The sequence below is a fragment of the Nocardia farcinica genome, assembly GCF_001182745.1.
Lineage (GTDB): Bacteria > Actinomycetota > Actinomycetes > Mycobacteriales > Mycobacteriaceae > Nocardia > Nocardia farcinica.
Genome location: NZ_LN868939.1, coordinates 2,563,858 through 2,586,750, shown reverse-complemented (window position 1 = coordinate 2,586,750; position 22,893 = coordinate 2,563,858). Strand labels below are relative to the sequence as shown.

The 22,893-nt window shown below is 66.8% G+C and carries 31 protein-coding genes and 1 pseudogene; 4 read left to right on the top strand and 28 right to left on the bottom strand.

All coding sequences use genetic code 11. From position 1 onward, the window contains the following. Positions 1-352: 352 nt before the first annotated feature. From AMO33_RS28730 to AMO33_RS31845, 23 genes and pseudogenes are all read right to left on the bottom strand, one after another. Positions 353-853 (bottom strand): hypothetical protein, encoded by a 501-nt coding sequence (locus AMO33_RS28730; RefSeq protein WP_060594927.1) that lies wholly within the window; start codon positions 851-853, stop codon positions 353-355. Further along, the gene (locus AMO33_RS28725; protein WP_060594926.1) at positions 850-1,056 is read right to left on the bottom strand and encodes a hypothetical protein; all 207 of its coding nucleotides are present in this window, start codon (positions 1,054-1,056) and stop codon (positions 850-852) included. Before AMO33_RS28725 ends, AMO33_RS28730 begins: the two co-directional genes overlap by 4 nt. Beyond that, positions 1,053-1,430, bottom strand: coding sequence for an HNH endonuclease (locus AMO33_RS30770; RefSeq protein ID WP_205317779.1), 378 nt, complete (start codon positions 1,428-1,430; stop codon positions 1,053-1,055). The genes AMO33_RS28725 and AMO33_RS30770 overlap by 4 nt, the downstream gene beginning before the upstream one ends. Positions 1,431-1,663: 233 nt before the next feature. Continuing rightward, positions 1,664-1,960 carry a DUF3310 domain-containing protein gene (locus AMO33_RS28720; RefSeq protein ID WP_240327345.1) on the bottom strand — a complete coding sequence of 99 codons (297 nt, stop codon included), beginning with the start codon at positions 1,958-1,960 and terminating at the stop codon, positions 1,664-1,666. Beyond that, the gene (locus tag AMO33_RS28715) at positions 1,957-2,316 is read right to left on the bottom strand and encodes a hypothetical protein (RefSeq protein ID WP_060594925.1); all 360 of its coding nucleotides are present in this window, start codon (positions 2,314-2,316) and stop codon (positions 1,957-1,959) included. The genes AMO33_RS28720 and AMO33_RS28715 overlap by 4 nt, the downstream gene beginning before the upstream one ends. Before the next feature lie 11 nt (positions 2,317-2,327). Further along, positions 2,328-2,567, bottom strand: a complete 240-nt coding sequence (locus AMO33_RS28710; RefSeq protein ID WP_060594924.1) for a hypothetical protein — start codon at positions 2,565-2,567, stop codon at positions 2,328-2,330. Then, on the bottom strand, positions 2,564-3,310 hold the full coding sequence (locus tag AMO33_RS28705; RefSeq protein WP_060594923.1) for a hypothetical protein: 747 nt from the start codon (positions 3,308-3,310) through the stop codon (positions 2,564-2,566). Before AMO33_RS28705 ends, AMO33_RS28710 begins: the two co-directional genes overlap by 4 nt. 331 nt (positions 3,311-3,641) lie before the next feature. Then, positions 3,642-4,577 (bottom strand): hypothetical protein, encoded by a 936-nt coding sequence (locus AMO33_RS28700; RefSeq protein ID WP_139337612.1) that lies wholly within the window; start codon positions 4,575-4,577, stop codon positions 3,642-3,644. Between the two features lie 158 nt (positions 4,578-4,735). Next, positions 4,736-5,722, bottom strand: a complete 987-nt coding sequence (locus AMO33_RS28695; protein WP_060594921.1) for a DNA cytosine methyltransferase — start codon at positions 5,720-5,722, stop codon at positions 4,736-4,738. A 152-nt stretch (positions 5,723-5,874) separates the two neighbouring features. Further along, on the bottom strand, positions 5,875-6,132 hold the full coding sequence (locus AMO33_RS28690) for a hypothetical protein (protein WP_060594920.1): 258 nt from the start codon (positions 6,130-6,132) through the stop codon (positions 5,875-5,877). Further along, positions 6,129-6,641, bottom strand: a complete 513-nt coding sequence (locus AMO33_RS28685) for a DNA N-6-adenine-methyltransferase (protein ID WP_060594919.1) — start codon at positions 6,639-6,641, stop codon at positions 6,129-6,131. The genes AMO33_RS28690 and AMO33_RS28685 overlap by 4 nt, the downstream gene beginning before the upstream one ends. A gap of 29 nt (positions 6,642-6,670) precedes the next feature. Further along, positions 6,671-6,793, bottom strand: a pseudogene (locus tag AMO33_RS32755) (DNA cytosine methyltransferase); the annotation flags it as partial. Between the two features lie 187 nt (positions 6,794-6,980). Then, positions 6,981-7,391: a hypothetical protein gene (locus tag AMO33_RS28680; RefSeq protein ID WP_060594918.1), complete on the bottom strand. Its 411-nt coding sequence runs from the start codon at positions 7,389-7,391 to the stop codon at positions 6,981-6,983. Further along, the gene (locus AMO33_RS28675; protein WP_060594917.1) at positions 7,388-7,981 is read right to left on the bottom strand and encodes a hypothetical protein; all 594 of its coding nucleotides are present in this window, start codon (positions 7,979-7,981) and stop codon (positions 7,388-7,390) included. Before AMO33_RS28675 ends, AMO33_RS28680 begins: the two co-directional genes overlap by 4 nt. Continuing rightward, positions 7,978-8,934 carry a hypothetical protein gene (locus AMO33_RS31850; protein ID WP_139337613.1) on the bottom strand — a complete coding sequence of 319 codons (957 nt, stop codon included), beginning with the start codon at positions 8,932-8,934 and terminating at the stop codon, positions 7,978-7,980. The genes AMO33_RS28675 and AMO33_RS31850 overlap by 4 nt, the downstream gene beginning before the upstream one ends. A 223-nt stretch (positions 8,935-9,157) precedes the next feature. Further along, positions 9,158-9,898 (bottom strand): hypothetical protein, encoded by a 741-nt coding sequence (locus AMO33_RS28670; protein ID WP_060594916.1) that lies wholly within the window; start codon positions 9,896-9,898, stop codon positions 9,158-9,160. Next, complete coding sequence (locus AMO33_RS28665) at positions 9,895-10,668, bottom strand: hypothetical protein (RefSeq protein ID WP_060594915.1); 774 nt, start codon at positions 10,666-10,668, stop codon at positions 9,895-9,897. The genes AMO33_RS28670 and AMO33_RS28665 overlap by 4 nt, the downstream gene beginning before the upstream one ends. A 59-nt stretch (positions 10,669-10,727) precedes the next feature. Beyond that, positions 10,728-11,177, bottom strand: a complete 450-nt coding sequence (locus tag AMO33_RS28660) for a hypothetical protein (RefSeq protein ID WP_060594914.1) — start codon at positions 11,175-11,177, stop codon at positions 10,728-10,730. After that, the gene (locus AMO33_RS28655; RefSeq protein ID WP_060594913.1) at positions 11,174-11,875 is read right to left on the bottom strand and encodes an exonuclease domain-containing protein; all 702 of its coding nucleotides are present in this window, start codon (positions 11,873-11,875) and stop codon (positions 11,174-11,176) included. The genes AMO33_RS28660 and AMO33_RS28655 overlap by 4 nt, the downstream gene beginning before the upstream one ends. After that, a complete protein-coding gene (locus AMO33_RS28650; RefSeq protein WP_060594912.1) occupies positions 11,872-12,075 on the bottom strand; it encodes a hypothetical protein in 204 nt (67 codons plus the stop codon). Before AMO33_RS28650 ends, AMO33_RS28655 begins: the two co-directional genes overlap by 4 nt. Positions 12,076-12,078: 3 nt before the next feature. After that, on the bottom strand, positions 12,079-12,999 hold the full coding sequence (gene recT, locus AMO33_RS28645) for a recombination protein RecT (protein WP_076574194.1): 921 nt from the start codon (positions 12,997-12,999) through the stop codon (positions 12,079-12,081). Continuing rightward, a complete protein-coding gene (locus AMO33_RS28640) occupies positions 12,999-13,988 on the bottom strand; it encodes a YqaJ viral recombinase family nuclease (protein WP_060594911.1) in 990 nt (329 codons plus the stop codon). The genes recT and AMO33_RS28640 overlap by 1 nt, the downstream gene beginning before the upstream one ends. Beyond that, positions 13,985-14,149: a hypothetical protein gene (locus AMO33_RS31845; RefSeq protein ID WP_159005521.1), complete on the bottom strand. Its 165-nt coding sequence runs from the start codon at positions 14,147-14,149 to the stop codon at positions 13,985-13,987. The genes AMO33_RS28640 and AMO33_RS31845 overlap by 4 nt, the downstream gene beginning before the upstream one ends. Positions 14,150-14,525: 376 nt before the next feature. On the opposite strand from AMO33_RS31845, the gene AMO33_RS28635 reads away from it, so the two are divergent. After that, complete coding sequence (locus AMO33_RS28635) at positions 14,526-14,918, top strand: hypothetical protein (protein WP_139337614.1); 393 nt, start codon at positions 14,526-14,528, stop codon at positions 14,916-14,918. 62 nt (positions 14,919-14,980) lie between these two features. Here the strand turns inward: AMO33_RS28635 and AMO33_RS28630 are convergent, their stop codons facing one another. Next, positions 14,981-15,313 (bottom strand): hypothetical protein, encoded by a 333-nt coding sequence (locus tag AMO33_RS28630; RefSeq protein WP_062954178.1) that lies wholly within the window; start codon positions 15,311-15,313, stop codon positions 14,981-14,983. Positions 15,314-15,829: 516 nt separating this feature from the next. On the opposite strand from AMO33_RS28630, the gene AMO33_RS28625 reads away from it, so the two are divergent. The 3 genes from AMO33_RS28625 to AMO33_RS28615 all read left to right on the top strand — a co-directional run bounded on the left by AMO33_RS28625 (position 15,830) and on the right by AMO33_RS28615 (position 17,929). After that, complete coding sequence (locus AMO33_RS28625) at positions 15,830-16,075, top strand: helix-turn-helix domain-containing protein (RefSeq protein WP_060594908.1); 246 nt, start codon at positions 15,830-15,832, stop codon at positions 16,073-16,075. A gap of 82 nt (positions 16,076-16,157) precedes the next feature. Continuing rightward, positions 16,158-16,802: a hypothetical protein gene (locus tag AMO33_RS28620; RefSeq protein ID WP_139337615.1), complete on the top strand. Its 645-nt coding sequence runs from the start codon at positions 16,158-16,160 to the stop codon at positions 16,800-16,802. Between the two features lie 413 nt (positions 16,803-17,215). Then, a complete protein-coding gene (locus tag AMO33_RS28615; RefSeq protein ID WP_060595199.1) occupies positions 17,216-17,929 on the top strand; it encodes a metal-dependent transcriptional regulator in 714 nt (237 codons plus the stop codon). Positions 17,930-18,001: 72 nt separating this feature from the next. On the opposite strand, the gene truB is transcribed toward AMO33_RS28615, so the two are convergent. The 4 genes from truB to AMO33_RS28595 all read right to left on the bottom strand — a co-directional run bounded on the left by truB (position 18,002) and on the right by AMO33_RS28595 (position 22,891). After that, on the bottom strand, positions 18,002-18,922 hold the full coding sequence (truB, locus tag AMO33_RS28610) for a tRNA pseudouridine(55) synthase TruB (RefSeq protein WP_060594906.1): 921 nt from the start codon (positions 18,920-18,922) through the stop codon (positions 18,002-18,004). Beyond that, positions 18,922-19,590 carry a 4'-phosphopantetheinyl transferase Npt gene (gene npt, locus AMO33_RS28605; protein WP_060594905.1) on the bottom strand — a complete coding sequence of 223 codons (669 nt, stop codon included), beginning with the start codon at positions 19,588-19,590 and terminating at the stop codon, positions 18,922-18,924. Before npt ends, truB begins: the two co-directional genes overlap by 1 nt. Before the next feature lie 76 nt (positions 19,591-19,666). Beyond that, complete coding sequence (locus AMO33_RS28600) at positions 19,667-20,623, bottom strand: metallophosphoesterase family protein (RefSeq protein WP_086841147.1); 957 nt, start codon at positions 20,621-20,623, stop codon at positions 19,667-19,669. A gap of 69 nt (positions 20,624-20,692) precedes the next feature. Continuing rightward, positions 20,693-22,891 carry a fibronectin type III domain-containing protein gene (locus tag AMO33_RS28595; protein WP_060594904.1) on the bottom strand — a complete coding sequence of 733 codons (2,199 nt, stop codon included), beginning with the start codon at positions 22,889-22,891 and terminating at the stop codon, positions 20,693-20,695. Between the last annotated feature and the right edge of the window lie 2 nt (positions 22,892-22,893).

Sequence of the window (22,893 nt, the reverse complement as noted above, 5' to 3'; positions counted from 1 at the left end):
CGAGACAATCCTTGGTGCCGGACCAGCCGGCGCCTATGGGGAAGCCGAGGACGAGGTCTGCGCCGAGGTCGACCATGAGCTGGTTCCGGATGCCGCCAGCACAGGTGTGGTAGACGCGGCTGTCTCGCTGGCGTCGATGCGTGCAGGTTGGCCCACATGCCTGGTCCCATTTGGCGGGGTGCGGTTCGTCGGGGAGTCCGCCGCCGGTCCAGATGTCGGCGGCGATGGATCCACGTCTGCCTGTCGGACTCGCCGATCTCCTCCCACGTCGCGATCTTGCAGAAGTGGTCGAACTGGGCGCGCGCCACGGTCTCGACGTACTGGGCGCGGATCTCTTCGGGCGTCGGTGGCCTCATTCGCCTATTCCTCGTTCGGTGTATCGGGTGCCGCCGACGCCGAGCTGGTCCATAACCTGGTCGTGCCAGTCCTCGTCGGAGACGTAACTGTTGGCTTCGACGGTGGCGATCGCGGCGTTGATCGACCCCACCACCGCTCGGTCGAAGGCCGCAGCAGCCTGTGCCTGCTGTGCGGCGTGTTTCGCTTCCGCGGCTCGCCGCGCCTCCAGGAGGCGCGGCTCATCCAGCCACAACAAGACCTGGTCGAGCGGTACGTCGGGCTCGTCGTACCCGACGTCGGGAAACAGCTTCACGATCTCGCCAGCCTCGACGATGAAGACCCGACTCATGTGATTGCAGCAGCCGCCGCCGTTGCACCGTTCGGTACGCCATTCGTTGCGGAACTCGACTTGCGTATGTCGCCCGACGCCCAAGCGTGCCCGGACCTGTTCGGCGAGTTCGCCAGTGACGATCCACTGTTCGTCGTCGGCCTCGGTGAGCGTGTAGGCGGGTGTCATTCGGTTCTCCCGATGTCGATGCCGAGCGCGTATAGCCCGAACAAGACCACGAACACCGCGGTCGATACGAGCCCGGTCACGGCGGCTGCGCGTGCGACGGGGATCAGTCGGTCGCCCCAGGTGTCGAACTTGGCGATCGCGACGGCGGACGCGAGCAGCCAAACGAGGCCGGCGTCGGCGGCGACGGTGAACGCGAAGATCATGCGGCCGCCTCCCGACCTACGACCGGAGGATTTGGCTCACGGGTCAGGGTCGGGCGAGTGCGCTGCCGGTTGAATTTGATATGCCCGACCATTCCGCTCGTGACGCCGAACATCTCTGCGATGTGAACACGGGTGTAGCCGCGTGCGAGAAGGCGCCGAATCTCGGCAACGTCTGAGTCAGTGAGTTTGTGGTAACCCAGTCGGCCACGCGAGATTCGATCACGGGCGTTGTCCAGGTGTGTGCCGACGGTCAGGTGGTCTGGGTTTACGCAACGCGGGATGTCACAGTGGTGGCGAACGATTTGCCCTTCATCGATCGCGCCGACGAACGTCGAGTACGCGAATCGGTGCCCCTTGATCTGCTTGCCGTCCACCTTAAACTGCGGGTATCGCCGAACGAGGGACTTCGTCCAGAGCCAGCACGGTGTCTTCAGCCCGTAGGGGGCTGGCGCCAGCACATAGGACTCGTGGAACCGTTCAATCGCGGTCTTGCTTTTCGGCGGCTCCACCGTCCCGGCACGCCACCACCGGCGGTAGTGGAGTCGGCACATCTCCCGAGCAACTACCGTTCCTTCGCAGCCGTCAAGGTGGCAAGTTCGCGCCACTCCTAATGCTCCTTCTTGCTGGTCGCTGCTTCGAGTCGCGCGATCTCTCGGTTGATGAACCACAGGCTTTTCCGCAAGTCTTCGATGGGGTTGCCCTTCACCTTCCCGTCGATGCGGGTGGCACGGGCGATGTACTGCACGGCCTGGCCTCCGCAGGAGGAAAGCCATTCGGTGAGATCAATGGTTTCGGCGCCGTTGGGGAACTTGTAGTAGTCAGGGTTTGTTGGGTCGTCGCCCACGCCCGTCGCTACATCTCTCATTGTGTCTCCGGGCACCTCGGCGAAGGTCTTGCGGGTCACGCGGCGGCCTCCTCGGCGAGGTGGAAGCGGAGCCGCTGAGTGGGGCCTTCCTGGCAGATCGGGTCGTTCGCGAGGAAGTGCGCGAATGCGTCGGCGCCGAACGTCGGCGACGGGAACTGGACCTCGGGGCCGCGGGCTGAGTCGCCGGGGTTCAGCTCGTAGAGGCCGTCGCCGATCTTGTAGCAGCCGCGGCCGTTGATGCGCCCGGTCATCACCCAGAAGAAGGTGTCGCAGTCCCGGTACACCGGATACGTTCCGGGCGGAACGAAAACTTCACTGCCGCGGTCGCTGTTCGCGTCGAGGGGGTAGACGCGTTCGTTGAGTATTTCGACGGTACCGACCTGGATCGGGTTCATGCGGCCTGCTCCTAGTTGTTGCGGTTGGCGCGGCGGGCTTTGCGGGCGGCACGGTTTCGGGCGCGTCGTCGCGCGACCTCGGCCTCGGGGACGGTGCCTTCGTAGATGTGTTTGCGCTGCAAACCGAGCAGGATGGCGCGCGCGTACGGGGTGTGGAACAGGCTGGTGACGATGGTGATGCTCCGATGCTGCAGGAAGGTCGGGGGAATGATCTGGGCAAGTCCGCGGCTGCTGTGGAACGTGTCGGTCATGCTGCTTGGTCTCCCGCGGTCGCGACCGGCTGCCACTCCCCCACTGCTGGCCGGCGGGTGGCGTGCACTTCGACCCACAGCAAATGGGTTTCGGGGTCCACGCCGTACCTGTACGTGGTGCCTTCTGGTGAGGGGCGTACGTCGACGACCTGGCCGCCGACGCGAACGGTCAACCGCGCGTCACTGAGAAGCCCGTCTTCGGGTTCACGTGTCCAGGTGACTTCCAGCCCGTTGAGGGATTCGGGTTCGTCGCACCGCCACCACCGCGGTTCGCCTGTTGCCAGCAACTCGTTCGGGTTGTACGGGTCGTCAGGCAGCTGCCACACACTGCTTGGCAGACCGATGGCGGCGGCCAGGACATCGCCCCACGCCAGGTGGGCTGCCCGGATCGCCTCGGTCGGGCCGGGAACATACGGGATCGGCGGTTCCGGTGCGGGAGGCGTGAACTCGCCGACGAAATCAGAGCCAGGACAAAGTATTTCACTGTCGTCGGCGGCGTACCGGTAGTCGGGGTCGACATAGCCTGCGCGGCGCATCGCCCGCATGCGCGCGGTGATCGCGAGCCCGTGCCAGTCGGCGTCGCACCACGGGTGTGGGCAGGTGACCTGGTTGATGTTGTGGTCGTAGCCGCTGGGCGTCTTCTGGAGCTGCCAGTCAACGAGTTCGTCGATTTCGTCGACGATGTCGCGGCGGTCGCGCGTGGATTCGGCGGCCTTGCAGACCGCATCGGCAGTGTCAGTCATTCGGCACGCCTCCGCGGCTTGCTCAGCTTTTGGAACGCACTCGACACGTCCTCGGTGAATCCCTGTAGCCGATAGTGAAAATTCACATGTGCCGCCTGATCCGCTACAAGCGCACCACACGCGAGACACGCACCGTTCTCGAACAACTCTGGTACGCACCGGCCAACAATCACCGCAGCGTCGATAGGCTCCGCCATCGCCTGCGACAATAGGTCCCGAACCACGCCGGAAGTGTTCGGTTCAGGATCGGGCGGTCGCCCGTTTTCGGTCATACATTAATTGTCTCGCGCCACGTCAACCCGGAAATTGAGAGCACACGACACGGCCCCCGCTATCCAGATGGCGGCGGCAGGATCCGCGGAAACCGCATCTCCATCTCTGTCATCCGCTCATCAATCCCGTCTTGCCAGCGCTCAAACGAGTACCGTTTCCCCGCCCGCGCTAACCGCTCACCATCCGTTTCCCCAGTGTCCCCTAGATCGACCTCGGTCGGCGGGCGCCCAATCTTAGCGAGGTTCTTCACAAGGATCGGCATAACCACTTCCGCGACGTACGAGTGCAAGCCCGTCAGCTCCACTACAGGCCCGACAAACACCCCGCTGTCCGGTCGCTCCATCAGCAACGCCGAATTGAAATCAGTCGCAATAGATCGACCAGGCTTCGTTGTCGCGATCACTGTCCCAGGAGTAAGCTCCTGCCACCCCTGAGCCCTCTCCGAACTCGGCACATCAGACTGGCTCACCAACGTCCGGCTCGCACAAAAACGCAGCCGTCGATGCTTATCCAGATTCGAATAGCGCTGCAACAGCACCAACGGATGGTCGTAAACGACGGGCTCACCCCACAGCTCCCCAAGCACTCTAGGCATAGACGGCAGCCGGCTCAAAGTATCAACGTACGGCTGCAACGACTTCACGCGACCGCCGAGCTTCGAACCCGAACCCAGTTCAGGTACCTTCCCACCTACCCGATCCTGCCACCGCTCGAACTCGCGTTCGTCCTTACACACCGGCATCGCGACCTTGTTTGCCGCGCTCTCGTCGAGCGGCACTCCACGCTCCTCCTCGACCAAAAACAGGAGAGCGTTTTCGACGGCCGACCGCAAGTGATGAACCGCCTCACTGAACAGCAACGCAGCCAACGGCGGCACCGGACGCACACCAGTCACATAGCTCTGCCACTCACCGCTCGGCAACTCGCGCTGCCCCAACGCAATCGGCTCGTTCTTCGACCACTCAGCCGCTAGGGCACCCAACTCGTCCGCCAACTGGTCAACCCGCGCCAACCGGAACACCGCTGGCGTCAACCCAGTCGGCAACCACCCCAAGCCGTCACTGCTGCTTTGCCTACCCACAGAACACATGCTCCCCTACCTGGCCGACAAACACACGCGATAAATGCCCAGGCGCGCATATCGCGGTACCTCTAGGCTGCAACTGGCAGGTCAGGGCGCCGCTCACCCAACGCCACCGCCACCCGCTCACCCAGAAACCGGGCCACATTCACCGGTACCGCGTTACCAATCTGGCGCCTCACCTGCGAATCGTTCCCCACAAACACGTACCCATCCGGGAACCCCTGCGCCCGCGCCAACTCACGCGACGACAACCACCGCAACCACTCCCCACCCTCCACACGCGTCGCCACCGCATGATGACGGCCACCCGCACACAACGTCGCCAACTGCGAACAATCCGCACGCCGAGCCCGCGCATTCCGCCGATACGTCACCAAATACGGCACACCCAACTCCGGAATCGAATCAATCTGCGGCCGCAAATACCGCCGCGACATCCCCGGATCATCCCAACCATTCGCAGGATCCAACACCGCCGTCGCCGGAGTCCTCACCACCTCCGGCACCGACAAATCCACCCCACCATCCCGCGTAAACACAATGAACACCCGCTCCCGATCCTGCGGCACAGGAACCGGACCCACCTCAGCAGCATTCAACCTCACGATCTGCTCCCGATACCCCAACGTCCGCAACATCCCCAACCAGCCAGGAAACAACACCCAATTCATGAACTTCGGCACATTCTCAACAATGATCGCCTCATACCCATGCACCTCCGCAGCCGCCACCACAGCAAACGCCGTCGCCCGATCAACCTTGTCGGGCGTATCCCGACGCAACTCGTCCTCCACACTCCCCTGCCGCGACTTCGACGCCGCCGAATGCTTCACACACGACGGCGACGCCCACAACACGTCCGTCCGCGGATAGCTGCCGAAGTTCGTGTTGGTCAAGTCAGCCGTCCGATGCTCAGTGTCCGGATGGTTCAGCTTGTGCGTCGCAACCGACACCGGCCAATGGTTGGTGCTGATCCGAATCTCGTAGCCGGCCTGCCGCAAGCCCTCTGACGAGCCACCGCCGCCAGCAAACAAGTCGGTCACGGTCAAGGTCATGTTCGGTTACCTCATTTCACGTGGCAGATCGCACGCTGGAGCGGTTTTCGGGCCGCTCCGGCACATCGGGGTAGGGTCCGCGCTTTCGGTGCGGGATTTCGGCTATCAGAGAGCAGTGCATATAACTGCGTCAGGAACCGGACCGTGGTCCGCTATTCTCGGTGTTTCGTGAGTTCGTCGTCGACGATCGCGGTGCGGATCCACAAGCCGTCGCCTTCGGCGCCGTAGCTGATGCGAACCTCGCCGGACGGGTACTGCCGGGTCTCGATCAGGGGCCGGTCGCGCCGGCCTTCGATCTGCCATGCCTGTTCCCACGCCCAGGCGACGGCGTCGGCGAAGTCGCTGAACAGGTGGGCGGTGGTGTCGGTGTGGCGGTCTTCCCAGATGACAGCCGTCAACGTGGCGGTCACGCGGTCTCCTTCGCGGGCTGGGTGAGGTGGATGTAGGTGCCGTCGAGGCCGCTGCGGGCCAGGGCAGCGGCGTCGGGTTCGCCGTAGGCGACGAGGACGGAGGGCGCGCCGGAGTTCCCGCGGGCGCGGGCGCCGTCCGGGAGATGGAAGTGCAGTCGGCCGTGGAGGAACAGGACCGCGGTGGCGCGCTGCCAGACGAGGTCGACGAACCACCTTGTTTCCGTGCGCGCGAAAACCAGGGCGGTTCCGTGCCCGTGGTCGGCGAGCTTGCCGAGCCAGGCGGCCAGCTCGGTGTAGGGCGGGTTGAGGAAGACGCGGCCCGCCCAGTCGGCGGCCAGACCGTTGTCGGGGGGCGCGATGTGCCGGCGGGCGGTGTCCCACGGACGCGGGTCAGCGGCGCAGGGGTCGAGGTCGAATTCACCGAGTGCCGTGATCACGCCGGGCGGGGTGAGCCACACGTTGGATCCGGCGCGGGCGGAGTGGTGGCCGCCTATTGCGCGGGACGTCATGCGACGTCCTGGGTCTGGAGGCCGAGCCGTCCAGCTCGTTTGATGCCCTGGGTCAGTCCACCGAACCCGGAGAACAGGTCGACCGCGACGGGGTCGTCATGTCGGAACCGGCGGCGCCGTTTCGCAGGCCGGTGTGCTGCTGTGCGGTTCATGCGATCGCTCCCGTCGTGCGGGCGGGGCTGGTGTTCATTGTCAGTTCCTCGTTTTCGACCGCTGGCGCGGCGCTGGAGACGTTTTCACGCCCTCCCGAATGTCTCGGGGTGCGGCGGGCGGTTTGGGGGCTTACAGGGGGCCGTTTGACTGGACTGCGTCTAGGTCGTTAACCCGACTCTGGTCCGTTTAGTGGGCGGATTGTTGCCGGTTGCCGACGGGTCGTCCGAGGAGTCGGCTGATGCAGGGCATGGCTGTTTCGTGGCCGTGGCGGGTGCAGGTGTGGCCGGGTTGGGCTCCGCAGTCGGGGCAGTGGTCGTTGATGGCGCCGGTGATGGTGTAGGTGCCCATGCGTGCGCGTCGTTTGCGGTTGGGTGTTGTGGTGGTGCGGGTTTGGATTTGTTGGGTGATGTCGAGGACGGCTTCGGGGGTGATGCGGAAGCCAGTGGTCTTGTGGTGGATGTGGACAGCTTCCTCGGCGACGGCACGATCGAGATGCCCGATCGCGGTGTGCCATTCGCTGATGAGGTCGGCGGTGATCTCCCGGCAGTCGTATCCGGCGACCAGTTCGAGAACCTGGGTAGTGTCGGCGCGGTTCACGACGCCCTCCCTTGCTTCGACTCGATGCCGAACAGGTTGGCGAGCTTGATGGTGGAGGCGATCTCGCGGCGCCGATCGACGTGACTGATCGCAGCCTGCTTCGCCGCGGCAACCCGACCCTTGAACTCCTCCAACTCGGCAGCGGTCAAGTTATGCTGGGCGGGTCGCTTCAACGCGACCGCCAGCGCGATATCACGCGACAGGCGGTGCGCTTTCTGCGGCGTGAACCCCATCTCCTGGAGGATGTGGTTCGCCATCTCCATCTCCGTGACACGCTCTTTCGGCAGACTCGCCAGCACATCGCGGCGCGCGGCGTGAGCGTGGCTGACGATCATGTCCGGGGTCGGACGGAACTGCTCGACAGGTTCGGACCGTGCTTCAGCTCGCGCCTGAGCGACCTTGATGTGCTGGGCGCGGGCGTGATCCACGCCGGCGACGAGGTCTTCCGCGGACAGGCCGGACGCCTCGAAGTGAGCAGCCCATGCCGCGACCGCGGCGGCGCCGATCTTCGGGAACCACAGGTCGAACGTTTGCAGGTTGTCCACGACTGCCTGTGCGGCATCGAGGTAGTAGGTATCGGGGGCGGTCATGCGGTTTCGGTCCAGTTCTCGTAGGTCGTGACATCGGCGTCGAACGGTTCGGCGTCGACGATTTGGATCAGCGGCGACTGCGTTGCTGGTTGGGTGGCACGGCGCCGCACCTCTTCGAAGACGGCGGCCTGCTCGCGCTGCTTGCGGTCGGATGCCGCCACGCGGGGGCCGGATGGCGTTGAGGCTGCGGCGGGAGCATTTCGCCCGCGGCTGATTGTGGAGACGAGCGAAGGCAGTGACCGCGGACCGAGTTCAGGCTTGGAGAGCCAGAGTTTGAGGCCAGCGCGGATGTCTTCAGCAGGGATAGGCGGGTCCTGTCGCAGCATGGCGCTGGCTTGGAGGGCGAGTTCGGTTCGGACGGCAGCGGGTTCGCTGTCGGGGATCACGCTGCGGACGAGTTTGCGTCCGTCGATGTCGACGACCGGTCCGGGTTTAGCGAGTGCGGCTTCGAGGTCCACGTCGGCCGCTTCGCGCGCTCGCGCGTCACTTACTGGAGATGCGTTGTCACGTGAGTCGTTCTTATTCTCTTCTCCTCTACTCTCCTCTGGGGGCGTGACGTCACGTGAGGTGTCACGTGACACGGTTTGGGATTGCTGGGCCTTCTTGTCGCGTGCGCGGCGCTGCCGTTCGCGGTCAGCTTTGCGGCGTTCGAGCAGGTCATCGCCAGTCCCGTTCCAGTTGGCCCATGCTTTGAACCGGTAGCCAGGGTTGCTGCGACCCTCCGAATCGGTGTCGGTTTCGACCCAGATTCCGGCACTAATCAGCTCCGAAACTCGCTTGGAAACCGCGCGAATTCCGAACGTTTTCAGCACACTTTTGGGCACGAATCCGCGTGTTTCGGCGGCGCCGCAGTAGGCGAGGGCGCGTGTGAACAGCCGTTCTGCGTCGGCGTGCGGGAGGCTTGCGATCGCGGGGTCGAGGTAGTAGGTCGATGACAGCCAGACAGCTTTCACTGCTGCGCTCCTTCGTGGGCGACTACCTCGAAAAGGAGTCTGCGTGATACGCTCATGGGGAGCCCGCCTCCTACGGGCTGTTGCCGGAATCTCTTTGATTCCAGGCGTGTACGCGCCTCCTACGCGTACTTCGAGCGGCGCACCTACTGTCCAGGCGGGTGCGCCGTTCGCGCTTTTCCTGGTGGCGTCCAGCCAACAGGAGCTGTAGTTTGGAGACTACACTTTAGTTTCGATCGTACGCAACGGACGAGCCGTGTCGCTGCTCTCTCCTGTGGTTGGCGGCGGCAGAGCAGGCGCGGCAGCGACGATGCCCGCGGCTGTCATAGGCCAGGTTTCCGTCGCTGTAGCGGTGCCCATTCGGGCAGACGGGCCGTTCCGAGAGCTTGACGCCCATCGCTTTCCAGTCCGGCTGCGCGCGGGGGTCGTCGATGTCGCGGCCCTCCCACGCCAGCGGTGGCGCCGGTTTGGTGCGGCAACGCCGTGCGGTGTCGGGTCTTGGACCGGGGGTTCCCGACAGTTCCTCGTAGAGGTCGCGGATCGCCGCCCACCGCAGATAGGTCATGTGCGGGCGGTTGATGGACTGGTTGAGGTTGCTGGGATCGCGTAGCCCTAGGCGGGCGGCGAGGTCGGTAGTGGGCCATCCGATAGCGTTGAGTGCGCGGATTCGCCGGAAGGCGCCGACCGCCAGGACAAGCTTCTGGCCTGGGTGGGGGGCGTGGGTGACGGCGAGGATGCGCTCGGCGAGCTGAACGCGCACCTGTCGGGCGGCGCCGTTGGCGATGGCGCGGATTGCTTGTTCAGTGCAGCCAGCTGCGGTCCCGATCATGGGGGCAGTGACGTCGAGCGCGTAGAGGGCATGGATGTGGTCGCGGACAGGTCCGGCGGGGCGGTAGACGGCGATGCTGTTGGCTTTGCGCCACCTGTACAGCTTGCTTTTGCGGGTGGAGGCACAGAGATTGGTCATGCCGCCTCCTGCTGTTGGCGTAGCTTCGCGCGGTGTCGGACAAGGGCTCGATCGGCGGCGTCGTGGCTGATGCGGAGTGCGTTGGCGAGTTGCCGCGCAACCCACCTGTTGTGGACGGCGTGGTCGAGCACGGCTGCGCGTTCAGCGTTGGGGACGGGGCCGCGGTGGGCGCCAGCGAGGATGCGGGCGACGAGGACTTCGTCGACGGCTGTCTGTTCTGGCGCGGTCGTGTCGAGGATTGGTGTGCTGTCGGGGTGGTCGATGTCGACGCCTTCCCATGCGATCGGGGGCGGGAAGCCGGCGGCGCGGGCGCGCTTCACGCCGAGCTTGGACGGGCCCGGGGTGCCTGACAGTTCGTTGAAGAGGCTTTCGATCGCCAGCCAGGTAGCGCCCCGGATTTGCTGGTGGTCGCAGGCTGAACGGACCGTGCCTGCTTTCCAGCCTCGGTGTTGTTCGAGACTGGGGTAGGTGTGGCCGATCGCTTGGAGTGCGCGGATCCGGCGTGCGGCGCCGAGTGCTGGCACCAGCATGTCGGCTTGCGCGGGGGTGGGTACGTGGGTGACGTTGCGGAGCAGCATTGCGTGGTGGATGCGGGTCTTGTCGTAGACGCCGGTGCGGACTTGCCAGACGGTGCGTTGTGGTAGTACTGCGGCGGCGGCTATAGCCCAGTCGGAGAATCCGAGTTCGTGGAGCCAGGTGAGGTGTTCACGAATGGGGGTGCTGTCGACGAGGGTGCTGGCGAGGCCGCGAGCCACCCGCATCTTGTACACCTTTTGAACTCGTCCAGGCCCTAGGGCGGGAACTTGGGATGCGATGTAGGTTCTGTCCTTCACGCCGCGGTCCCCAGGATCTTGTTGATGGTGGCGCCGGAGACATGGAGGGTGTCGGCGATGTGGGTTTTGAGCCAGCCGCGCTGGTGGAGGGCGTGGGCGTAGGCGGGTTTGTCGTAGCTGGCGATCGACTCATCTCGTCCAGCGAGGAGCCGGCCCAGTACGACGTCATCGACCATGGGGGTGGGGCGTCCGAAGCGGATGGTGGCTTCTTCGACTGTGAGGTTGAGGACCCGTTCGGCGATGTTTCGGTGGGCGTGGCGGGAGAGTCCGCGGCGGATGCCGTTGATGGTGCGGGCGGAGATGCCGAGGCCGTGTGCGAGCCGGGTTTCGACGACTCCGGCGGCGTGGAACTGTTGCAGTCGTTCACGTACCGGGTCGGCGGGGACGTATCCGATCGATCGGAGGCGTCGGATGGCTGCTGCGCTGTGGACGCTGGCGGTGGTCATGCTGCTTCGCTTTCGGGGGCGTGGGAGATGGGCCATCCGTGGCGGACGTCGTCGGATGGGAGGTTTTTGCGGCGGAGGTAGTCGATGAAGCTTGCGGTTTGCTCGCTGTGCCATCGGGTTTGGGCGGCCATGAGTTCGGGCGCGGTGAGGGTGGCGAGTTCGGGGTAGATGCGGGGCATTTTCCAGGCGAGGCGGGCTGCGGCGAGGGCATCCGCTTGGGCATCGTGTGCGTCATCCAATTGGATGCCGTAGTGGATGCATGTTGCGGACAGTTTCCGGGAGCCTGGCCGGTACCGGTCGACGTGTTTGTCGGCTATGTAGGCGTCGAAGATCGGCCCGCGGACCTCGAACCCCTGGTGGTGGGTGGCGAGGATGGTGAAGTCGAAGGACCCGTTGTAGCAGGCGACGACTCGTCCTTCGGCCCAGCATGCGTACAGTTCGTCGACGATGTCGGCGATGACTTCCGGGTGTGGGCGCCCGTACTTTTCGGCGTACTCGGTGGTGTATCCGTGGATGTCGGTTGCGGCTTGCGGGATGGGGATTCCTGGGTTCGCGAGGAAGTTGCGGGCATGGACGTCGGGGCCGTCGATGCGTAGCACGGAGGCGGTCACAACCCGGTCGGTCGTGACCGACACTCCTGTGCTTTCCACGTCGAAGGCCGCGAGCGGCATGCCCAACCACAGGGTGGGCATGGTCATGTCTGCCGCCCCAGCGCTTCCAGGATGGTTTGGCCGGGCAGGACGTAGACGGCGCGGAATCCGTCGCGTCGGTTGGCTTCTCGGAGGGCCGCGAGTTCCTGGTCTCCGAAGTTCATGACTTCGTAGGCGTCGCCGCCTTCCCCTTCATGTTCGCCGGCTTGGGGGAAGACGAGCCAGGCGCCGTCCATCGGGAGGGTCATCGCCTACTCCCCCGTCTCGGGCGGGAACATGCCGCTGTCACCGGCGGGTGGCACGTCCTCGTAGTAGTCTGTCGGCGCGTCCTGCACTACATCGTCGTCGACATGTTCGGCGTCGATCACCTCCGATTCGATGTGGATCGGACGGTCGATCGCATCGGGCGTGAGATCAACACGCACGGCTTCGTCGTGCTCGATGGCGCGCGCGAACTCCGTGGACTTCGGCATCCACTTCGCCAGCTGCCGGACGCACGTCTTGTGCGCCATGCTCTCGAAGTTGTCCTTCCACGGCCCGTACTTGCCCTTGGACTTGGTGTGCTTCTCGCAGAACTCGACCATCTCGTCGTAGGTCATGACGAGGAACGCATGCCCGCCGGTGGTGAACTTCGCGATGGCGTAGAAGGCAATCGGCTCACCGCGGGGGCCCTTCATGACGGGCTTGTGGACGAGCGAGTCCGCGAGACCGTAGTCCACATCGAACGTGTCGTTCTCGTACACGGTGCGCGCGATCAACGACGCGATCTTGCCGGAGCGGTGCGCCAGGTCGACGAGACCTTGATAGCCGATCACCAACTGCGCGCGATTGGCGCCTTTGCGGCTACGGCCGGAGGCGTCGGTCCATTCGAACTTGCTGTCCCAGAAGGGAAGCAGCCATGCGTGACCGAGCACGCCGGGTCGCAGTCCGAGCTGTGCGCAGCTCATCAGTGATCCGAGAACCGTGGCGGGGTCACATTCGGCGAGCTTCGGGGTCTGCCGCAAGCAGGTGAGCGCGTCCCGCACGAGCTGCGCCGCTTCGGCGCCGCGGGGCATGGCCATCTTGAACTGCTGCTCCATGTCGCGGATCTGCTGCTGGAGCGATGGCGGCTTGTTGTCTGCCTGTTCGATGTGAGTGTTCTGTTCGATGCGGTCGACGATGTTGCGGGCCATCAGGCCACCTCTTTCAGGTCAAGGGTTTTGGACTGGTACTTGCGGTAGACACCGGGGTGGTCGTTCCGTAGCGCGGAAGCGTCGAACGCCTGTCGGGTCAAGTACTCGGCGTACAATTCCGGCTCGGCGTCCCGGAACTTCGCCTCACAGAAGCGGCCGTTCTTCAGCGCGACCCACGGCTCATCCCCGACCAGGAGGCGATCGTGGCCGTCCATCAGCGCGAGGATCTGGTTGCCAGCGGCCTTCTTCCGCTTCGCTGCAGTGCTCTCAGCTTCCTTGGCTGCCAAGTACTCGGCGTGAAGGCGGCTGATCTGTTGACGGGTTACGTGTAGGTCTCCGCCGACGTACGGGTGCATCCGGTCGACGGCCGCGCGGTCAGCGGATGTGCCCCTGATCGGCGGTTCCACATCAGCGACGACGTGATCGCGCCAGAACCGGTCGCAGGCGTCGACGCACAGTTCGATCAACCGGTCGTTCCGCTCGATCCGAACGATTTCCAGTCGGTTCCCGCCGATCAATCCGGCGGCATAGGCGTGGCGTGCGCCAGTCACGTACATGCCGTGGTGCAACTGGACCTCGGCATGGTCGGGGATCTGCCCATCCCACAGCGACTGCATGAACCAGGCGGTGTTTTTGCATTCGAGCAGTCCGCCGTCGGAAAATAGACCGTCCGGCGAGTAGAGCATGTGTGGTCGTTCGATCGAAGCGAGCGTGCCGGGTGTTTCGACGGTGAGGCCGAGACGTTCACAGGCGACTTCCCGGATGACCGGTTCGAGTTTGCGGCCCCAGAACATGGCCTCGGTGTCGATGCCGGAGTCCGCTGGGGCGCGGCGGGTCTTGCGGAGCCAGATCGTGTATGGGGAGTCCCAGTCGACGAGCCCGAGCAGACCAGACACTTCGGAGGAGCCGATGCCGGCGAGACGGGCTTCGAGCCATTCAGGGCTGCCGTGCTCGGTGCGCGGGAGTTCGCGAAAGAGAGCGGGGTTCATGCGAGCCCGATCCAGGGGGTGTTGGTCCAGTCGAGGGCGAGGAGGATGAGTGTCCACAGCGCGGTCAGGCCGAGGATGCAGGCGGTGATCTTCGCGTGGTCGGTGATGCGGCGGAGTGCGCTCGCCTGTGGGGGTCGGGGGTTATGATTTGGTGTGGGCATGCCACGTCCTTTCGGTGAGTTGAGGCGTGGTGTGTCGGCCCGTCCTCATGCCAGTGGGGGCGGGCTTTCTCGTCGAGGGAGCATCCACGAGGTGCGCGTTGTTGAATGCAAACTTGAGTTTAGTGTCTACACTCGGAAATGACAAGTCTGGTGAGTGCTAGTCATGCAAACGGGCACACAATGCATCACACGCGGCCTATCAGCGGTTATGCTGAAACCGACTGTGTGAAGCACTACACTGTCTAATCTGGAGTGTTTCGTTTTCGGCATCAACTCGATACCATCGAGAGGACCAAGGACCCTACCGGCAAGTAGGAGCCCCACGAGACCGAAAGGCCCCATCGTGACCAGACAGGCCGACACCAGGAGCACCCCCGTGGACACGCCCTGGTGGAGATACGTCGAAATGCTGATGAACACCCACGGCATCACTTCCTTCGCCGAATTCGCCCGGCGGATCGACGTCGCGGCCTCCACCCCGTCCGTGTGGCGCCGATCCAGCGATGCCAAACCCAACTACGACACAGTCAAACGCGTAGCCAATGAGTTCAACCGGCCCCTCTCCGAGGTCATGATCAACGCTGGACTCGCTACCCCCCAAGAGCTGGGCCAATCCCCCGAGAAACCGGAGCTGACCCTCAGCAACGAACAGCTGTACGAGATACTCGGGCAACGTCTTGGTGTCACCCCCACGCCCGCGCCGGCCAAGCGTGACAGTGGAGAGCAGAACACGAAAGCGCGACGTCAAGCGAAAACCCGCAGCAAGTAACCCCCCAAGACACAAAAAGTGGCGGGCACCCGTAAGGGTGCCCGCCACTTGCGGTTTCAGTGCTATGCCGCGGAGTCGAAGCGGGTTACCGGCGGGAAGATCGGGCACAACACCGGCACCGTCACGATCGATTCCCACACCGGCCCGTACTCCCCCTCCGGGCAGGTCGCCCACTCGCCGGTCTTCGACGGGGGCCGCATCCACGCATCAATTGCCCGTGCCTCCAATGTCGCCAGGTCTTCGCTGGTGACGTGGCTGCCTCCACACGGCCACACGTCGATGATCGCGGTGCGGCAGGAGACGGTGATTCGGCCGATGCGCTTCCATAGCTGGCCGCAGCTGTCGGGGACAAAGTTGACGGCACCGACCGGGTCACGCATCACAAGGATGCCCAACTCGATGAGTGACGGGAGGATCCTTGCTGGGTCTGGTGGGGGCTGATCGAGCATCGGTGACCGGTCCTGGGGTTGGGCCTGCCGTTGTACTCGACAGGCGACTGTTGCGTGGGGGTTGCTACTGGCGAGTTTCAACGCCCCGAACGCGATGGATTGCGGTCGGGTTGATCAGCTGCGCAGGTAGCGAGGGGGCGCGAACCCTGGGCTGAGGGTTCGCTGGGGTGGGGTCATGGGCTGGCCCCAATGTGGTTGTGTTGCCCGCGGTCTCGGCTCGCCTATGAGGTCCTGCGCATTGCTGGTCCTCCCCCGACGGTGGGTCGAGAGACGCGGTAAATTGGGTGGAAACTGGTCCTTATTATTGCGGACATCGATGACTCTAGTACCCACCAGCGGGTACCGCAAGCAAATGTCGCCATCAGTTTGCAGGCGATTGGAGTACCCCGCCAACGCAGTACATTCGCGTTAGGGTGAGATGTGGAACTGCGAAGCCGAGACCTCAACCGAGCAGTCGGACGCGTGATCACCGAGAGACGCGAAGCCGCCGGCCTGACCCAACGCGAGGTTTGGACGGCGGCGGGGATGCCGAAGAACTCCTATGTGCGCCTCGAATGGAACGAGAGCGAGTGGAGGATCAACGCCCTCGACAGAGTTTGTCAGGTACTCGGTGTCTCCATTGTGGACGTCCTGCGCGAAGCGATCGACCTGGCGGACAGAGACAACCCCGGCGGCGGGCCGTGGCTCGCGGCGTTGGGGGGAGAGTAGCCCGTTTTTAGCCAACTGTCCGTTATCTGTCTGAGGGCAGGCATACCCTGCGGTTGTGTGGTTCTCGGTCGTCTTGCTCGCAGTGACAGCATTCGCGCGGCTGAGCATCTGGCGACCGCCACCACACCGCCGCCCACCCAATCTCGGGGCGTCGCGGTCGCTGACGATCGCCACGTTCCTACTCGCGGCCGGGTTCGCAGCCCAAGCGCACCCGTTCGACACCTGGATCGACACCACCCTCGGTAACCCGGTCGGCGCCGACCACGTCAGCGACCTGGCGCACACGCTCACCATCATGGCCGCGTGCGGGCTGCTGGGCCTGATTCCGTTGCGGGATCCGCGGCGGGAGCAGTGGAGGAGTCCGTGGGGAGTGTTGGTGGTCGTGTTGATGGCGGTGGCGGTGGTGGCGTCGCGGTTGGGGGCTGTGGCTATCACGGCGAACGAGTCGTATCAGAACTCGCTGGCGGTGGTGGTGGTTGCGTCGTGTGTGTTGATCGTGGTGTCGACGGTGCGGCGGCTGCGGGGTGCGCGGCTGTTGGCGGCGATGACGTTCGCGGCGTTGGCGGCATTGGGGTCGGCTGGGTTGACGGTGTACACGTTGATCGCGGCACCGACGTTCATGCAGGACCACTACGACCAGATGTTGACGGTGACGTCTGTTCCGGTGGCGGTGGGGGTGTCGGCAGCGGGCTTGTACGGGCTGTGGCTGGGATGGCGTCGGTCGTGAAACGGGGCTCGCGGGGCGTCTCACGACCGGGCCATGAGTGGCATACAGGCAGGGGGAAAGCGGGGGGTTTCTCTCCAACTTTGAGTGTCACTTTGGGAGAAAAACGGCGGGGGGACGCGGGGGCACGCGGGGGGTTGCGGGCGCTTCAAGCTTGGACAAAAGCGCTGGTCAGAGACCTAGAGAACGAAGTTCTGTCGAGGTCGCGGCACCTTGTCGTCGAGACTTCGCCATCTCTGCACACGCGCAGCCTACGCAAGACGCGGGGGGAACAGTATTCCGGCCAGCCCAAGTCACACGTCGCTTCCGGCCCGGTGTACGGCCGGTGAACACGGTCGTGGGATGTGTGGATCGGCGACCGAGTGCATAAGCTCGCAGATGTGCCCGGTAAACGAGATGTCGCCACTCGTCGCGAGCTGAACGATCCCGCCGCAGGTGCCGCGGGCGACGGTCCCGCGACCGCCGCGCCGGAGCTGACCTCGGTCGCCCAGGATTATCTGAAGGTCATCTGGACCGCGCAGGAGTGGTCGCAGGAGAAGGTCTCCACCAAACTGCTGGCCGAGCGCATCGGGGTGTCGGCGTCGACGGTGTCCGAGGCGGTGCGCAAGCTGGCCGATCAGGGGCTGGTCGAGCACGCCCGCTACGGCTCGATCGCGCTGACCGACCACGGCCGCCGCGCCGCCGTGGCGATGGTGCGCAGGCACCGACTGATCGAGACGTTCCTGGTGAACGAGCTCGGCTACGGCTGGGACGAGGTGCACGACGAGGCCGAGGTGCTCGAGCACGCGGTCTCGGAGCTGCTGATGGCCCGCATCGACGCCAAGCTCGGGTACCCCGACCGCGATCCGCACGGCGACCCGATTCCCTCGGTCGACGGGGATGTGCCCACCCCGCCCGCGCGCCAGCTCAGCGATTTCGAGGCCGGCCAGTCCGGCCGGGTGGCCCGCATCTCCGACTCCGACCCGGACATGCTGCGCTACTTCGACGCGGTCGGCGTCGCGCTGGACACCGTCATCGAGGTGGTGGAGCGCCGCGACTTCGCGGGCACCATCGCGGTGCGGATCGGCGGCTCCGAGGGCGCCGTCGACCTGGGCCGTCCCGCGGCCGAGGCCATCTGGCTCGCCCACTAGGCCGACGGCGACCGGGCGCGGCCGGGCAGATCCGGCCCCGCCGAGGAGATCCGACGCAGCCACCAGTCGCGGTCAGTCCACCAGTCCGCGCGGGCGCACCACGAACACCGGCGAGGCGCGCTTGCCCTTCTCCTCGAGCAGCGCGATGGCGGTGCCGTCGGCGGTCAGGGCGGCGTACACACCGGGGATGCCGACCGGGTCGAGCCAGCGGCCGTCGCGCAGCGACTCCGCCTCGCGGGTGTCGATCTCCCGGTGCGGGAAGGCGATTCGCACGGCCTCGTCCATGTCGAGGTTCAGCCGAGGCTCGTCGGCGAGCGCGTCGAGCGTGCGGGCGTGGTCGAGGGTGAACGGGCCCACCCGGGTGCGGCGCAGCGCCGTCAGGTGGCCGCCGACACCGAGCGCCGCACCCAGATCTCGGGCCAGCGCCCGCACGTAGGTACCCGAGGAGCACTCCACCACCACGTCGAGGTCGACGAATCCGGCGACGTCGCGGCGAGCCAGGATCTCGAAGCGCGACACCGTCACCGGCCGCGCGGCCAACGCGACCTGCTCCCCCGCGCGGTGGCGGGCGTACGCGCGCTCGCCGCCGATCTTGATCGCGCTGACGGTGGCGGGCACCTGCTGGATGTCGCCGGTCAGCGCCGTCACCCCCGCGGCGATCTCGGCGTCGCCGAGGTGGCCCGCGGGGACGGTGGTGAGCACCTCGCCCTCGGCGTCGTCGGTGGTGGTGGCACTGCCGAGGCGGATGGTCGCGGTGTAGGCCTTGGTGGTGAGGGTGAGCAGCCCGAGCAGCTTGGTGGCCCGCTCCACGCCGAGCACCAGCACGCCGGTGGCCATCGGGTCGAGGGTGCCCGCGTGCCCGATCTTCCTGGTGCCCAGGATCTTCCGGCAGCGCGCGACGACGTCGTGGCTGGTCATGCCGCCGTCCTTGTCGACGACGAGCAGCCCGCCGAGCGGGTCGACGCGGCGCGTCGGTGCGCTGCGCTCGCCCATCAGTCGTGCACGATCGCGGTCAGGATCAGCCCGTCGGCGATCAGCCAGCGTCCGTCGAACGAGGTCAGCGGCAGGCCACCGTCGGTGGTCTGGCCCGGCACCAGCAGATCGGTGTGGAAGGTGCCCGAACCGCCGCCCGCGCCGTCCTCCTCGACGGTGAAGGTGATGTGCGCGTCCTCGAAGCCGAGCCAGCGCCCGGTGAGCGGGAACCATGCCTTGTAGGTGGCTTCCTTGGCGCAGAACAGCAGCCGGTCCAGGTGCAGGCCGGAATCGGTGCGGCGCAGCCACTCCCGCTCCTGCGGCAGGCTCACCGAGTCGAGCACGCCGTCGGGCAGCGGGCCGTGCGGCTCGGCGTCGATACCGACCGAGCGGAACCGGATCTTGTGCGCCAGCGCCGCGGCCCGGTAGCCGTCGCAGTGGGTGAGGCTGCCGACGATGCCGCGCGGCCACACCGGCGCGCCCCGCTCCCCCTTGCCGATCGCCACCGGCGGCTCGCCGAGTTCACGCAGCGCCAGGCGCGCGCAGTGCCTGGCACCGATGAAGTCGCGACGGCGCTTCTCCACCGACTGGGCGATCAGATGTTCCTCGGCCGGGTGCGGCTTCAGATCCTCCGGGTACTCCAGCAGCTCGGCAGCGGCCACCCCGCTGGGCAGAATGTTCTCGATCATCGGTTGCGAGCCTAGCCGAGCCGGGCGACCCTCCCCCGCGGGCGAACCGAGCGCTTCCCGACAATCGACGGCCGCCTCACAGTCCGCGCCTGCGCTGTGCCTTGGCGCGCATCTCCGCTGCCGCCGCCTCCATCTCGGGGGTGAGTCGGAAGTGGCCGCCCCACTTGTTCAGCGTGCCGGGCGGGTATTCCGGCGCGGGCAGGATCTGGCGCAGCAGGCGGTCGGGCAGGCCGCGCCGCTGCCATTCGCGCGGGTAGCCGAGGGAGACCTCCTCGAAGCGGACACCGTCGTAGTAGGAGGTGCGCGGAATGTGCAGATGCCCGTAGACCGAGCACAGCACGTTGTAGCGGGTGTGCCAGTCGGCGGTGCGGGTCGTCCCACACCAGAGCGCGAACTCCGGGTAGAACAGCACATCGGTGGGTTCGCGAACGAGCGGGAAGTGGTTGATCAGCACCAGCGGGGTGCCCGCGGGCAGCGCTTCGAGACGCCGCTGCGTCACCTGCAGGCGGTCATGGCACCAGGCGTCGCGGGTGAGATACGGATCGGGTGAGAGCAGGAACTCGTCGGTGGCGACGACGTTGCGGGAACGGGCGATGGCGAGGCCGTCGGCCTTGCCGGTGGCGCCCTCGGGCAGGAACGAATAGTCGTAGAGCAGGAACATCGGGACCAGGGTCACCGCGCCGCCGTGCTCCTCGCTGCCCGGGCCGCGCCACACCGGAAACGGGTCCTCCGGGGTCACCACGTCCAGGTCGCGGCACAGCGACACCAGGTAGTCGTAGCGGGCGACGCCGTGCATCTGCACCGGGTCCTTGGCCGTGGTCCACAGTTCGTGGTTGCCCGGCACCCAGATCACCTTGGCGAAGCGTTCGCGCAGCAGGCGCAGCGCCCAGCGGATGTCGTCGGTCTTCTCCCCCACGTCGCCGGCCACGATCAGCCAGTCCTCCGGCGAATCGGGCCGGATCTGCTCGACCACGGGCCGATTGCCCTGGTGCCCGACGTGGATGTCGCTCACCGCCATCAACTTGGGTATCACTCGACCCACCTTGTCACATGACGCGCCGCACCGGCGCACGCGCCATGCCCGCCCGCCGGTCGCGGGAGTTCAGGACGGGTGGCTCCACCGCAGCCGCGCGGCGGGGGCGAAACCGGGCGCGACGCGCAGGCGGCCGTCGGCCTCGCGGCGGCAGGAGGCGATCGCGACGTGGCAGGGACGCGGGAGATCCGCGGGAATCGCGACGCCGCCGTCGAGTTCGTAGCGCATGTTCGTGACCTTCCACGCGCGGACGCCCGGCTCGTCGTGGGTGAGCGGCGCCCGGTCGCCACGGACGACCACCATCACCTCGGTGACACCGGCGGGCCAGTCGAACACCAGTCGGCCGCCGTATTCGCGCGGATTGGTGACGACGGGGATGCCGCCGGGCACGGGGTCGTCGGGGAGCGCAGGGTCGGGCGGGTGCGGCGTGCCGGCGGCGCGGGACGGTGTGGTCGGCGCGGCGGCAGCGTGATCCGGCGCGGTGGTGCGCGGCTGTGCCTCCGCGTCCGAGCGGGCGGGCTCGGAGTAGCGGCCGGCGAGGGCGGTGGCGACGGCGTAGACCGGCATGGTGTCGGCGGGGGCGGCGCCGTCTTCGAGTTCGGTGGTGCGGGTGCGGCCGACCACGCGCCACGAGCCGTCCGGTTGCCGCCGGGTGACGCGGTAGTCCGCCGGTTCGGTGGTGGGGGGCGACCAGCGGATCAGCACCGAGCCGTTCGGCAGGCGGCTGGTGCGGACGTCGTGCGGGGCGGGCACGGGGGTGCGGGCCAGTTCCGCCGCGGCGGGGCCGTGGTCGGCGCAACGGGTGAGCGCCTGGCTCAGCAGGCGGGCCCGTTCGAGCGGGGCCGCGGCGGAGGCGGCGGCGACGAGCCGGTCCGCCTCGGCGACGGCGTCGGCGGCCTCCCGGCCCAGGGCGTCGAGTCCGACGTCGTAGCCGGTGGGCGGCGGCACGTCGCGGGCGGTGCGGCGCAACTGCTCGACCAGCGCCAGCACCTCGCCGTAGCGGGCGCCCGCGCGGGCGGTGGCGGCCGAACGCCACTGCGCGGCGGCTTCGGCGAGCACGCGTTCGACGTCGTCGGCGACCGAGCGGATCTGGGTGGTGCCGTCCCGGTGGACGTCGAGCATGCGGGCGTCGGCGATGTGCCTGGCCGCCTCCTGTGGGCGTCCTTCGCGCAATGCCGCACGGGCCGCCTTCAACGGTTCCATCCAGGCGTTGACGGCCTGCCGCGGCGGCGGTGCGGTGTCGGCCCATCCCGGCCGCGGCGGGGCGGCACCGGTGTGCACGGGCGTCGCCTCCACCTGGGCGCCGAGTTCGCGGGCCAGATCGGCGAGCAGGGCGGCGGCGCCGGCCCGGTCGAGCCCGTGCTCGACCGCCTCCTCCAGCAGGAAGTCGTAGTCCTCCCCGGCCAGCCGGTCCTCCACCAGCACCGCGGCCCGCACCTTGGGCCGCAGCCGCTCGGCCACCTCGGCCACCACCGCGGCCACGTACGCATCGGTGACCGGGCCGCCCGGCTCCACCAGATCCCGGACGTGGACCAGCAGCTCGTCGAGCACCACGCGCATCCGTCCGGGCGGCAGCTCGCGGGCACGGACCCGCAATGCCTCCGCGCGCAAGCGGATCTCCGCGGTCTCCGTGGCGCGGGTGGGGTCCAGGCCGAGCAACGCCAGCAGGGTCGGGGCGGGCGGGCCGTCGACCAGCCGCGCCCACTCGTCGAGCAATCGGCGGATCTCCGCGCGGCGTTGCTCGGTGAGGACCGTCGCGGCGGCCGCGGGCTCGGCGCGCGGTTCGTCGGCCACCACCGGATGCCCGCGCAGCCGTTCGGCGACCTCGGCCGCGCTCAATCCGCTCATGGCGCCGATCTCCTCGAGACCGGCCACCTTGCCCGCGGGCACGCCGCCGTAGCGCTGCACCAGCCGCTCGACGGCGGCGTCGAGCATGGCGAACCGTTCGGCGTCGCGCTCCTGGCGCTCGCGCCGGATGCGCAGCGCCTCGGCACGCCGGGCGGACTCGTCCAGCAGCAGGTAGGACAGCCGCTCGTGATTGTCGACGAGCACGCCGACCAGCACCCGGTATTTGGGATGGTCACGCTGGCGCTGCCAGAACCCCCACACCTCGGCGACCCGGGCCGCCACCTCCGCGTCGGTGAGCCGCTCGGCCTCCTCGAGCGGGATGTCGTAGAGCTCGAACGGGTCGGACTGCTCCATGCCGCCGCGGCGCTCCACCGCGGCCAGCACGCGCTTGCGGTAGTCGTTGGGGTCGAAGGGCTGCATGG